The sequence below is a fragment of the Stieleria maiorica genome, from assembly GCF_008035925.1.
GTDB classification, from domain to species: domain Bacteria; phylum Planctomycetota; class Planctomycetia; order Pirellulales; family Pirellulaceae; genus Stieleria; species Stieleria maiorica.
Genome location: NZ_CP036264.1, coordinates 1,939,584 through 1,953,025, shown reverse-complemented (window position 1 = coordinate 1,953,025; position 13,442 = coordinate 1,939,584). Strand labels below are relative to the sequence as shown.

At 62.2% G+C, this 13,442-nt stretch carries 7 protein-coding genes; 5 read left to right on the top strand and 2 right to left on the bottom strand.

Features of this window, described 5'->3' with window-relative positions; translation table 11 throughout:
- Positions 1 to 284 precede the first annotated feature (284 nt).
- Both sucD and sucC read right to left on the bottom strand, forming a co-directional pair.
- Positions 285 to 1,157 (bottom strand): succinate--CoA ligase subunit alpha, encoded by an 873-nt coding sequence (sucD, locus tag Mal15_RS06590; protein WP_147867035.1) that lies wholly within the window; start codon positions 1,155 to 1,157, stop codon positions 285 to 287.
- Positions 1,158 to 1,281: 124 nt separating this feature from the next.
- The gene (sucC, locus tag Mal15_RS06585) at positions 1,282 to 2,469 is read right to left on the bottom strand and encodes an ADP-forming succinate--CoA ligase subunit beta (RefSeq protein WP_147867034.1); all 1,188 of its coding nucleotides are present in this window, start codon (positions 2,467 to 2,469) and stop codon (positions 1,282 to 1,284) included.
- A 247-nt stretch (positions 2,470 to 2,716) separates the two neighbouring features.
- Between sucC and Mal15_RS06580 the strand changes: the two genes are divergently transcribed.
- The 5 genes from Mal15_RS06580 to Mal15_RS06555 all read left to right on the top strand — a co-directional run bounded on the left by Mal15_RS06580 (position 2,717) and on the right by Mal15_RS06555 (position 13,363).
- Positions 2,717 to 4,261, top strand: coding sequence for a UxaA family hydrolase (locus tag Mal15_RS06580; RefSeq protein WP_147867033.1), 1,545 nt, complete (start codon positions 2,717 to 2,719; stop codon positions 4,259 to 4,261).
- A gap of 414 nt (positions 4,262 to 4,675) precedes the next feature.
- Positions 4,676 to 7,678, top strand: a complete 3,003-nt coding sequence (locus tag Mal15_RS06575; RefSeq protein WP_233903313.1) for a CHAT domain-containing protein — start codon at positions 4,676 to 4,678, stop codon at positions 7,676 to 7,678.
- Positions 7,679 to 7,698: 20 nt separating this feature from the next.
- Entirely contained in the window at positions 7,699 to 9,171 is a 1,473-nt protein-coding gene (locus Mal15_RS06570; RefSeq protein ID WP_233903312.1) for an RtcB family protein, read from the top strand.
- A gap of 53 nt (positions 9,172 to 9,224) precedes the next feature.
- A complete protein-coding gene (locus tag Mal15_RS06565; RefSeq protein ID WP_147867031.1) occupies positions 9,225 to 10,322 on the top strand; it encodes an NHL repeat-containing protein in 1,098 nt (365 codons plus the stop codon).
- A 2,285-nt stretch (positions 10,323 to 12,607) separates the two neighbouring features.
- Positions 12,608 to 13,363: an RNA polymerase sigma factor gene (locus Mal15_RS06555; protein WP_147867030.1), complete on the top strand. Its 756-nt coding sequence runs from the start codon at positions 12,608 to 12,610 to the stop codon at positions 13,361 to 13,363.
- Positions 13,364 to 13,442: the final 79 nt, after the last annotated feature.

Sequence of the window (13,442 nt, the reverse complement as noted above, 5' to 3'; positions counted from 1 at the left end):
CTCCGCCCCACACTGGCTGAATTGGTGTGTGGCGGCAGCCACGGCGACATTGCGTTCCCAGGCGGAGCCCGGGAATGAGGGGGGATACGGCAAACCTTGCGCAAGTATGCCAGCCCGACGCGTAAGCGAGGGACGCAACGATGCCCCACGCTCACGCGTCGGGCTAGCATAGGAACCCGGCACCGGGGAAAATCAACAAGCCGCCAAGGGTTTCGCATCCTTGGCGGATCTCCGAAAGCCCTCGCAGCTTTCGCCACGCCTTGGAGGGCCTATCCCACGGCCGCTTAGCCTTTCATCGCGTCGACGACGGCTTGGCCCATGTCGGCCGGGGTTGGGGCGACGGTGATGCCGGCGGCTTCCAAGGCGGCCACCTTTTCGGTCGCCGTGCCCTTGCCGCCGCTAATGATCGCACCGGCATGTCCCATGCGTTTCCCGGGAGGTGCGGTTCGCCCGGCGATGAAGGCGGCGACCGGCTTGGTCACGTGTTCTTTGACGAACGCGGCCGCCTCTTCTTCGGCCGAGCCGCCGATTTCGCCGATCATCAAAATCGCTTCGGTTTGATCGTCGGCCTGATACTGCTTCAGCAGATCGATGAAGCTGGTCCCGACGATCGGGTCACCGCCCAAGCCGACACAGGTGCTTTGGCCGAGCCCGAGTGCGGAGGTTTGCCAAACGGCTTCGTAGGTCAACGTGCCGCTGCGGCTCATCACGCCGACTTTGCCGGGGTTGTGAATGTAGCCGGGCATGATCCCGATTTTACATTGGCCCGGGGTGATCAAACCGGGGCAATTGGGGCCGATCAAGACCGCGTCACTGGCGCGGACCTTTTCGTAGACCCGGACCATGTCGATGACCGGCACGCCTTCGGTGATCGCGGCAATCACTTTGATGCCGGCGTCGAGGGCTTCCAGGATGGCATCGGCGGTGAAGGGCGGGGGGACAAAGATCATGGTCGCGTCGGCGCCGGTTTCCGCGACGGCTTCTTCGACGGTGTCGAAGACGGGAATGCCTTCGACGTCCTGGCCGCCTTTGCCGGGCGTCACGCCGCCGACCATTTGGGTGCCGTAATCGCGGCAGCCCAGGGTGTGGAACTTGCCCGCACTGCCGGTGATGCCCTGGCAGATGACTTTCGTCTTCGCGTCAATCAAAATACTCATCGGAAGGTTCGTCTCAGTCGAGTCTGGTGTGCGTTGGGGTGGATGGTGAAGCGTGATTGCTTCGTTTTTTTAAATCTCGGCGTCCTGGGAGGGGCGCCAAGATTCCAGGTCGTCTTCTGTGGGATCAAACCCCGGTGGCGGCGACAATCTTCTTGGCCGCGTCGGTGATGTCGGTGGCGGTGATGACGTCGACGTCGCTTGCGGCCAGCATCTTGCGACCTTCCTCGACTTCGGTGCCTTCCAGTCGGACCACCAGCGGGACGTCAAACCCGACGGTCTTGCTGGCCTCGATCAACGCACCGGCAATCGTCGTGCAACGGGCGATGCCCCCGAAGATGTTGACCAGCACGCCTTTGACGTTGGGGTCAGACAGCAGGATCCGGAACGCCTCGGTGACCTGTTCGGTGTTGGCACCGCCGCCGACGTCCAGGAAGTTGGCCGGTTGGCCGCCGTGATACTTGATGATGTCCATCGTCGACATCGCCAGTCCGGCGCCGTTGACCAGACAGCCGATGTTGCCTTCCAGTTTGACATAGCTCAGCCCGGCCGCACTGGCCCGTACTTCGCTCTCCTCCTCCTCGGCCATATCGCGCAGCTCGGCATAGCCGGGGTGGCGATACAACGCGTTGTTGTCGAAGTTGATTTTCGCGTCCAAGGCGACCATCTGGTCATCGCCGGTGATCACCAGCGGATTGACTTCGGCCAGTTCGCAGTCGTAATCGACATAGAAGCGGCACATCGCGGGCATGAACTTGGCGGCCGCCTTGGCTGCGGCGCCGCTGATGCCCAGCTTTTTGCAAAGTTTGCGGACTTGAAAGGCTTCCAGTCCGACGGCGGGATCGAAGTGTTCTTTGTGAATCAATTCGGGGGTCTTTTCGGCGACCGTTTCAATTTCCATCCCGCCTTCGGTGCTGACCATCAGGACCGGCTTGGCGGCGGCGCGATCTAATACGATGCCGAGGTACAATTCGCGCGCGATATCGCAGCCGGCTTCGACGAATACCTTGCCGACGGTTTGGCCGGCCGGTCCGGTCTGGATCGTGACCAGTTTTTTGCCCAGCAATCCCGCCGCCGCCGCACGCGCCTCGTCGGCACTCTTGGCCAACACCACGCCGTGTTGTTCGGGGTTGTCGATGATCGTGCCCTTGCCGCGGCCGCCGGCATGGATCTGAGCCTTGACCACGGCGATCTTGCCACCGAGTTTTTCGTACGCCGCGGCGGCTTCATCGGGCGTGGTGGCGACGATGCCGTCCAGGACCGGCACTCCGGCCTCTCGGAAAAGTTCTTTGCCTTGATATTCGTGGATTTTCATCGAGGTTTCGATCCGCGTGCGTGGAAGACGATTGTGACGATGTAGCCGGTTTCGGGTCGGCGGCTGAGCCCCAGTGCAGATGACGAACAGGCTTTCCTTGGGGAGGACTGCCCCGGCGGTGAATATTCCAGCAAATGCTGTACCCTGGTGCTCCGGCTACGGGTCAGCGAATATACGTCCGTCGTGCTAGCGCCGGAACCATAGGCAGCATGAATCTGTCCCGAGGCAACTTCCCAGCCCCTCCGTCATGCCCGAATTCATTCGACTGCACGCCCAAGACCATGTCGCGATCGCGACCGCGCCGCTGGACGTCGGAGCGGTCCTCGAAATCGACGGCCGTCCGATCGAACTTGCCAGCCCGATTCCCAGCGGACACAAGTTTGCGATCCGAGAAATCCTGGCCGGGTCGCCGGTGCTCAAGTACGGTCAACCGATCGGGATCGCGCGGCATCCGATCGCGGTCGGTTGCCACGTGCACACCCACAACGTGCGCGACCATCACACCGTCGCCGAGACGATCGCGTCGACCAACCCGCCGGCAGATCCGCCGCCCCTGCGACGATCTTTCCTGGGCTACCATCGTCCCGATGGGCGTATCGGCACACGCAACTACGTCGCCGTCCTGTCGACGGTCAATTGCAGCGCGACGGTCTGTCACAAGATTGTCGCCCGCTTCGACGCGGAACGCCTGAAACGCTGGCCCAACGTCGACGGTGTCTTCGCCGCCTCGCACACCACCGGCTGCGCGCTCCAATACGACGGCCGCAAACACCAGATGATCGCTCGGACGATGGCCGGGTACGCCAACCATCCCAACGTCGGCGGTCGGCTGATGATCGGACTGGGGTGTGAACAAAACACTCCGGCCTACCTCGGCCAGCACCACGGCGTCGTTCCGCTGTATGCCGCCGACGGCGAACGCCTGACGCGCGACGATGCGGTCCCCACGCTGACCATGCAATCCGAAGGCGGATCACAAGCGACCATCGCCCGCGGCGAGCGTATGCTGGAACAGGTCCTCGACGCGGCCAACCAGTCGACACGCTCGACGGCCGATGCGTCGGCGCTTTGCCTGGCGGTCGAATGCGGCGGCAGCGACGGCTACTCCGGCATCACCGCCAACCCGGCCATCGGAGTCGTCTCCGATCGTGTCGTCGCCTGCGGGGGCACGTCGATCATCTCCGAAACGACCGAACTGTACGGCGCCGAGCATTTATTGTGTGATCGCAGCCGCTCGCCCGAGGTGGCCCAGAAACTGATCGACTTGCTGCATTGGTGGCAGCAATACGTGTCGTATTACGGCGGCGAGCTGGACAACAATCCGTCGGTGGGCAACAAGGCGGGGGGACTGTCCACGATCACCGAAAAATCTCTCGGCGCGGTTTCCAAGAGTGGCTCGACGGCGCTCGAAGCGGTCTACGATTACGCCCAGCGGGTGACGGCCAAGGGACTGACGGTGATGGACACGCCCGGATTTGACCCCGCCAGCGTGACCGGCAAGGTCGCCGGGGGAGCCAATTTGGTGATGTTTTCCACCGGCCGTGGAAGCTGTTTCGGTTGCAAGCCCTCGCCCGTGATCAAGGTCGCCTCCAACAGCGACTTGTTTCAGCGGATGCGTGACGACATGGATTTAAATGCCGGCCAGGCGATCGACGGCAAATCGATCGAGCAGCTCGGCGACGAGTTTTTTGAGTTCGCCCTCCGCGTGGCCAGCGGCGAAAAAACGGCCAGCGAACGCAACGGGTTTGGCGATCACGAATTCGTCCCCTGGACCGTCGGCCCCACCCTCTGACGTCCCCCCGTCTGGGAGACGAATGGAACAGGCGTCCATCTGCCGTCCATGTTGAAAGAAATCCACCGATGGCAGCGTGAATCCACGGATCATCCCTCTGACCGGCATCAGTGGGTTCGCTCTTCCATCCGTGGGCCATTTTCTTAGTGCCCGTGTTTTTGGGGGACATGTTTTTTGGGGCCCCGTCGGCTTCGCGAACCGAGTCTCACGTCTCTTGGCCCGCGCCCCACCACGCCAAGATTCGACCGCGGCCTAAACGTGGCGTAAACTAAAGGTCCTCGTGTCGTGTTGCCTCGCACGCGCGGTGACTTGGCTCATTTTTCCTACTCCCCCCGTTGCTGAATGGGGTTCGCCCCGATTGGGATCGGTGAGCCGAAAATTCTCCCAGCCAACCTCTCGATAGGCACACCCGTAATGATGGCGCGATTCTCGTCTGCGACCCCTTGGCCCCGCTTGTTGTCCCCCTTGCTGTTGCTGGTCGGTTTGTCCCTGTTCGATACGGGGACGGCCCGTGGCCAGGGTGCCGGTCTGGGCCCCAGCCTGGGCCGGGAGCCGATGGGCAGCGGTTACCCGTCACCGGAGTATTACTTCGCCTTGGAGGTGTACCGTAGCGGAGACCTGGAAAAGGCGATGGACGCCTTTGACATCGCGGTTTCCCGCACGCGGAAAGACATCAACGGCCACTGGATCGATGCGATTCCGGTGTTTGCGATGATGGGCGAATGCCAGTACCGGCTGGGCGATCTGGAAGGTGCGATGCAGAGTCTGGACATGTCGCTGAAAATTGCGATCCGGTATCGCGGTTGGCTGGGCCGACCGGTTTGGTCGGAAGTCTTGATGTCGCAGTTTCAAATGTCGCCCAAACAATACTTGTGGCCCGAGGCCAATGCGGTCAACCGATTACCGGTCACTCGAACGATCAAGTTTTATTCGGGCGAGCAGCTGACCGAGGCCACCTTGGCCCAAGGCGGCGTGATCGAAGAATTGAACATTAAACCCATCGACGCGATCGAGATTCTGCGTGGCCTGGCGATCGCATCCTACCGTCGCCGCATCATCTTGGGGCCGCTTGCCGAAGGCGACGCCTTGGCGACACAGTTGCTCGATAGCACCAAGTATCCCGCGGGGCTGCAATTGCCGATCGCCCGAAATCTGATCGGCGCGATGCGTGCGGCCGAGCGATTCGGCGCGATGCAAGACGAACGCACCGTGTCGGATGCCGCGGAAAACGCAACCTACAACGGCGGCGTCCACCCGATCTCGCCGATCACCGGACTGTGTGCCGCGTCGGCGCTGGCCGGATCGGACAAGCCCGCCGCGGCGATCCCGCTGTGTCTGGCTGTTACCAACCAAGCCGCGTCGATGGACTACTTCGAATGGGTCGGCGAAGCGTTGCAGTTGGCCGCCGGCTGTGCGACCGCCAAAGACGCCGCCGTTGTTCAGCAGGCGGGTCAAGTCGCAGCGACCAATCTGTTGCGAAAATCCCGCCTGGCCGCGCTGCACTGCTTGATCGCATCGGCCGATGCCGCCGTCACCGCGGGTGACTTTGCCTCCGCCACGGCGCGGTTGGGCGAGGCCAAGGCGATCGCGATGCGCCGCGACGTGTTGCAACCTCGACTGGATGCTTATGGCGCCTATGTTGCCGCGCGGTTGGCGACCCGAACCGCCACTCCCGGCGGCAACCCCAATGTGACCGGCCCGTGGGAAGAAGGCTTGTCACAGATCTTTAACTTTGCAACGAACAGTCGGATTCGAAAACGATCGCTCATTTCCATGCCACGGCTGTATCAATTACAGCGTGTTCGATTGGCGCTTGGCCGAAACCTGGACGGTCAATCCGCCGACGTGCTGCTGGCCAGCTACGCGGACGATCCGGCCATCGATGTCTGGCGACGCGACCCGGTCGATGCGATCGCCGGCGTGGTCGCCGATCGCGATTTGTTGCGGCTGGCGCGATTGCGAACCGCCGCGTCGCGTGAAAGCGGCCAAGACGTTCTGGCGCGGATCGAAGACCTGCAAGCGGGCCGGATTCGCAGCCAGCTGCCGTTGGGCGGACGGGTGATGCAGGTTCGGGCACTGGCCCGCATGCCCGACGAATTACTGGAAAAGAAGATCGTCGAATTCCGAAACGCCGCCGACAAACCGATCCGCGACCTGCGAACGGCCGCCAAAGCCGACTTGGATGCCAAACCCGCTGCCGGGGCGGATCCGGCGATGGTCCAAGCCGGCCTGGATCGACTGGAGGCAAACGCATGGGCGATTGCACTCGATCGCACCGTATTGCCCGTCGTGATGCCGCACGCGTTGGACGACAAACAACCGGCATCGGTGCTGCCGGACGACGTCGGCATCCTGGCGTTTTGCCAAGACGGAAACCTGATCCACGCGGTGTTGTGCACCAAGCAGAAATCGACCTACTGGACGATCAAGGGCGCCAGTCGCGTCGCCGGCGAAATCGCCGCACTGTCGCGCGGGATCGGCGCCGCCCCGTCACGCGGCGCCCGGCTGCCCGAGGACGACGGCTGGCGCGACGACGCGATCAAATTTCGCGACCGTTTGATCGCGACGGGGACCGGGGCGCTGCTGACCGGTCGACTGACCGGCATCAAGCGGCTGGTCGTGATTCCCGACGCGTTGCTTTGGTACGTGCCGTTCGAATTGTTGCCGACCGACGAGCGAGACGCTCCGCTGCTGGGCGATTCCATCGACGTCGTGTATGCCGCGACGCCGGCGCTCGCCATCTACCCGACAGCCGACAAAACCACCAGCCCCGCCATCGCAGTGACGGCCGGAAAGTTCTTCGCGCCGCGCGAGGCCGAAACCAACGCCATGCTGGTGCAAACGATTCTGGATTCGATTCACGCCGGCGCCGCCGTCCGGCTGCCAGGCGATGCGATGATCCCCACCAGCCAAAGCGGCAACGTCGCCGGGCATCTGGTGGTCGCCGAACCGACGACGCCTAACCCGGCATCGGTCCTCGACTCGCCCCTTGCCGCATATGAAACGTCGATGCGTCAAGGCCGACTGCGATCCTGGCTGGGATTCCCCCCCGGCACACCGGGCAGTGTTTTTCTGGCCGGATTCCGATCCAACTTGGACACCAGCCAGGGCGTCTCGGGACACGAGATCATGCACGTGATCGCCGCCTTGCAATACAGCGGCGTGCGCGACGTCATCCTCAGCCGCTGGGCGGTCGGAGGCGAATCGACGGCCATCCTGTTGCGTGAATATGTCCAAGAGCTGCCTTTCTTGGGCGCCCCCGCCGCGTTGACCCGCGCCAAAAACGTGCTCCGTCGCAGCGAAATCTCGCCGTTGGGCGAACCTACCCTGTCCGGATCTGATCAAGAACGTGAGACACTGACCGGGGACGAGCCGTTCTTCTGGTCGACCTACCTTCACGCTTCGCCGCTGAATTAGATTTGGACACCACACACGAGATGATGACGGTCACCGGCGAGGCGTTGGCGACGCTGCCGGCCGGCGCGGACCTTTCGCCGATCACGGTGATCGGAACCGAGCCGATTCGTCAATCCTTCGGCGGCGAAACGCTGACCCAGGCGATCAACAGTCGCCGCGCCCCGGGCGTTTCGCGTGTGGTGCTCAATCCCGACGCCCACGTCGGCTATGGCGCTCCGGTCGGTTGCGTGATGGTTTCACCGACGCACATTTATCCCGGCCCGGTCGGCGTGGACATCAAGTGCAGCATGAGTCTGCTGCAGATGGACCTTCCCGCCGATGCAATCGATGCGCTGCCCCTGCGAAAACAGATCATTCGCGCGATCTGCAAACGCGTTCCCACCGGCGCCGGCCGCGGCCAACGACACGCACCCAAGTCAAGAAGCATCGACGGCAAACTCGGTTTCAAAATCGCGACCGAAGGCGCATCGAAGCAGGTGCTGAAGAAACTCGGGATCCCAAAGTCGTGGGCCGATGCCTGCGAAGATGCCTACCACACCGCGCCCGACGGCTCCAGCGACACGCTGGCGGCGCGGCTGGAGTGGATGGGGCGGACCCGAGACAAATTGGATCGGATTGAATCCAAGTATCGCCAACTAGGTAGCTATGGCGGCGGCAATCATTTCGGCGAAGCCGAAGTCGTGCACGTCCTCGACTCGCAGCGCGCGATCGCCGAAGCCTTTGGACTCAAAGATGGCTGCGTCGCCTTTTTGTCCCATTGCGGGTCACGCGGGTTCGGGCACGACTTGGCCGTCGCGCAGTTCCGGACGTTGAAAACCGCGTTTCAAAAACAGGGGTTGGCGTTTCCCGCCGGCGATCCCCAACTGGTTTACGCCCCCGTCGATTCACCCGAAGGCCGCGATTATTTGTGCGACATGGCGATGGGTGCGAACTTTGCAACCGTCAACCATCTGCTGATCAATGACCTGGTCCTGGAGGCGTTTCGCGAAGTCTTTCCCGGTGTCCGCGGTGAATTGGTCTACTTCATCTCGCACAACATCGCACGCCAAGAACCGATCGACGGGACGGTGCAGTGGGTTCATCGCAAAGGCGCGACGCGTGCCTTGCCGGCCGGGCATCCGCAATTGGTCGGCACGCGGTTCGAATCGACCGGACACCCGATCCTGTTGCCGGGAAATCCCCGCGACGGGTCCAGCGTGATGGTGGCCGGCGAAGGCGCCTCGGCCGCGGCGTATAGCGTCAATCACGGCGCGGGACGACGGCTCAGTCGCACCAAGGCGAAGAAACAGTTGGTACAGCACGAGATCGACCAGGGGCTCGCCGAGCATGACGTGGTCAGCAACTGCAGCGTCTATCCGCGTGACGAAGCCCCCGATGCGTACAAGGATTTCGAAGAGGTGCTCGGCAGCGTTCGCAAAGCGGGATTGGCTGAGGAAGTGGCTCGGTTGAAGGCAAAGTTTGTGATCAAAGACGGCGCGGCGGCGGACGATTAGAATGGTCGCCACTTCGGCTCCATTCGTCACACCGCGTTCAGGATTCCAGCACCGTGAACTCCCGCCACCGTTTTCCATCCCCTGCACTTCTTCTCGCATCGGCCTTCACCGTTCATCTCGCCGCCGGCGTCGTCGCCACACACGCCCAAGCCCCCCACACCCGATCCTGGTCCGTCTTTGCCGGCACCGGAAAAGCAGACTCAGCGATCGCGGTCACACCTTCCGATCCCACGCAAGTCGCGCTGCAAAACGTTTATGGGATCGAAGTCACCGGCGATGGGATCTATTTCAGCACCGTCGACGATCACTCGATTTGGAAATGCGATCACGACGGGACACAGATCCAACGCGTCGCCGGGACCGGTGAAAAAGGACTCAGCGGCGACGGCGGGCCGGCGATCAAGGCGACCTTCAACGCGCCGCACGAAATCCGTGCCGACCGAGACGGCAACCTGTTCGTCGCCGACACACGCAATCACTGCATCCGACGGATTGATGCGGCGACCGGTGTGATCGAGACGATCGCCGGGGATGGTGTCGATGGTTTTCGCGGTGACGGCCAGACCGGCGACAAGGCACGCTTCAGCCAGCCCCACAGCATTGTGCTCGATGGCGAGGGCGGCTTGTTGGTCGCCGACACGACCAATCATCGCTTGCGGCGAATCGATTTGGAAACCCGGATCGTGATGACCATTTCCGGCGATGGCCGACGTGAATTGCCCGTCGAGGGTAAGCCGGCCTCCGACGTGTCCGTGTTCGGCCCGCGGTCGCTGGCCATCGACGAGCAAGCGATTTGGTTGGTGCTGCGCGAAGGCAACAGCGTCTGGAGGATCGATCGCAAAACGAATCGTATCAACCGCGTCGCCGGGACCGGACAAAAAGGTCACGATGGAGACGGTGGAGATCCATTGTCAGCAACGTTCCGCGGCCCCAAAGGCATCGCCGTCGATTCGACAGGCAATCTGCTGGTCGTCGACACGGAAAACCATGCGATGCGGTACGTCGACCTGGGGAGAAACGTGATCGAGACGATGCAGATTCCGTTTCCGATGAAACGCCCCCACGGCACGGCCGTGTTATCACGACCCGGCAAAGGCGACGTGTACTTTGTTTCCGATTCGGAACACCACCGCGTGCTGGCCGGCCGGTGAAGCGCCGGAAACCGCCATCAGCCGTATGGCGCGAGCCTACGGACCTGGCAATTCCACGCCGGCGCAGGAACGCCCGAACGCTCGCGCGATTCGGCTAATAGCGTTCGGCAGTTCAGCCGTATGGCGCGAGCCTACGGGCCCGACAGTTCCACACCGGCGCAGGACCGCCCGAACGCTCGCGCGATTCGGCTAATGTCGTTCGGCAGATCAGCCGTATGGCGCGAGCCTACGGGCCCGGCAATTCCACACCGGCGCCTGGACCGCCCGAACGCTCGCGCGATTCGGCTAATAGCGTTCGGCAGTTCAGCCGTATGGCGCGAGCCTACGGGCCCGACAGTTCCACACCGGCGCAGGACCGCCCGAACGCTCGCGCGATTCGGCTGATGTCACTCGGCAGATCAGCCGTTTGGCGCGAGCCTACGGGCCCGGCAATTCCACACCGGCGCCTGGACTGCCCGAACGCTGGCGCGAATCGGCTAATGCCCCTCGGCAAATCAGCCGTATGGCGCGAGCCTACGGGCCCGGCAATTCCACACCAACGCCAGGACTGCCCGAACGCTGCACTACGCGAGCAACGCAACTTCTCGCATTACACCGCGAGGAAGGAATCTAGTCGAAAATTGAAATCCGCGCAATGATCAGCTTTCAATCACATCACGTCCCTTTCGATCTTGAGCTTCAAGGACGTATTCGACGCAATCCGCTACGTCTTGCATGGAATTAAGGCACTCCCAGTCTCCGCCCCGAGTCCAAACAGGGCGATCAATAAGTCTGGAATCAATGGCTCGAATCTCTCTCGTGCAATACGCCTTGAGTTGATCTCGGACGACGCTACCTCGATAGTCAGGGGCAGTAATGACGGCGTGAACATGATTGGTCCGCGCCTTGCTAGCCCAATGGTGCCATTTCCGTAGACCGCAATGATTCTCGATCGTCTGTTCAACGGTTTTGCGTATCGACATTGAGAGCAACACGATATCGTACAGAAGCCTATCACGGTGCCATTGGGCAAGTTTTGGCCGTGGCAGTTGATTGCCTTGCCGCCTTCGACGCCATCCACGAGCATCACCTGGGAGAAAGGTCCCGTAGACGGTCCAAGTAATAAAAAAAGCGATCGGACTATCGTTGTTCAATGGACGCCCCTCGTGACGATGTAGAATGCTCGATCGAGAAACCGCTATTAGCTTAACAGGGTAGTTACTCTCTCATTCGAGCGATGAAATGCGCAGTAGCAAGCAGAATCTTGGAATTATCAATGTTTGTTCAGCCGTATGGCGCGAGCCTACGGGCCCAGCAATTCCAAACCGGCGCGGGACCGCCCGAACGCTCGCGCGATTCGGCTAATGTCGTTCGGCAGATCAGCCGTATGGCGCGAGCCTACGGGCCCGGCAATTCCACACCGGCGCAGGACCGCCCGAACGCTCGCGCGATTCGGCTAATATCGTTCGGCAGATCAGCCGTATGGCGCGAGCCTACGGGCCCAGCAATTCCACACCGGCTCCAGGACTGCCCGAACGCTCGCGCGATTCGGCTAATGTCGTTCGGCAGATCAGCCGTATGGCGCGAGCCTACGGGCCCGGCAATACCACACCAACGCAGGACTGCCCGAACGCTCGCGCGATTCGGCTAATGTCGTTCGGCAGATCAGCCGTATGGCGCGAGCCTACGGGCCCGGCAATTCCACACCGGCGCCAGGACTGCCCGAACGCTCGCGCGATTCGGCTAATATCGTTCGGCAGATCAGCCGTTTGGCGTGAGCCTACGGGCCCGGCAATACCACACCAACGCCAGGACTGCCCGAACGCTGGCGCGAATCGGCTAATGCCCCTCGGCAAATCAGCCGTATGGCGCGAGCCTACGGGCCCGGCAGTTCCAAACCGGCGCCAGGACTGCCCGATCGCTCGCGCGATTCGGCCAATGTCGTTCGGCAGATCAGCCGTTTGGCGCGAGCCTACGGGCCCAGCAATTCCACACCGGCGCAGGACCGCCCGAACGCTCGCGCGATTCGGCTAATATCGTTCGGCAGATCAGCCGTATGGCGCGAGCCTACGGGCCCAGCAGTTCCACGCCGGCGCGGGACCGCCCGAACGCTCGCGCGATTCGGCTAATATCGTTCGGCAGATCAGCCGTATGGCGCGAGCCTACGGGCCCAGCAATTCCACACCGGCGCCAGGACTGCCCGAACGCTCGCGCGAATCGGCTAATGTCACTCGGCGATCGGCCGATCAACCGGCTACAATTCGATTTTTCAATCGTGTTCACCGCAGTCCCACCCGAATCAAACCATGACACTTGCCGGACGACTTCCCTCGACGCGTTGGAGCCTGGTCGTTCGCGCGGGCGTGATCTCGGGGGATGCGTCGGATCGTCAACTCGCGCGGCAATCGCTCGAGGAACTTTGCGCGATCTATTGGCCGGCGCTCTACGGTTACCTTCGCCGTCGCGGTCGGTCGCGGCAGGATTCCGAGGACTTGATCCAGGGGTTCTTTGCCAACTTACTGGAACGTGATTCGATCGCCGCCGCCGACGCGTCACGAGGTCGGTTTCGGGCATTCTTGTACAGCTCGCTTGATCATTACGTGGCCAACGAACATCGTCGCGAAACAGCAGTCAAGCGAGGCGGCACCGTTTCCACGTTTTCGATCGACGCGGAATCGTTTGACAACGCGGATCGTTCGGTTGGCACCGACGGCATCGCGGATCAAAACGCAGACCCGGCCGCTCTGTTTGACCGCCAGTGGGCGCTGTGTCTGATCCGTCAAACGATTGCCGAACTGCGACGGGAATACGAAGCAAAGGGCAAAGGGGAGTGGTTTGCCAAACTGGCACCGATGCTGACTTCGACCGACACCGATGCCCCCTCGCGCACACAACTCGCTGCCGATCTGGGATTGTCCGCAACGGCACTCAAGGTCGCGATTCATCGGCTGAGGGCAACGTACCGCGCTCGATTGCTGGAAGCGGTCGCTCAAACGGTTGAAAACCCCGACGACTCCGGTCGCGAGCGACAATGGTTGTTCGATGCACTTGGTCGGCACTAATCGTTTATGCAACTTCGTTTGCCATTGGGCTGGGCCGTCGCCGTCCTCTCCGAGGTCGGCGCGGGGCAGCGTTTCGACT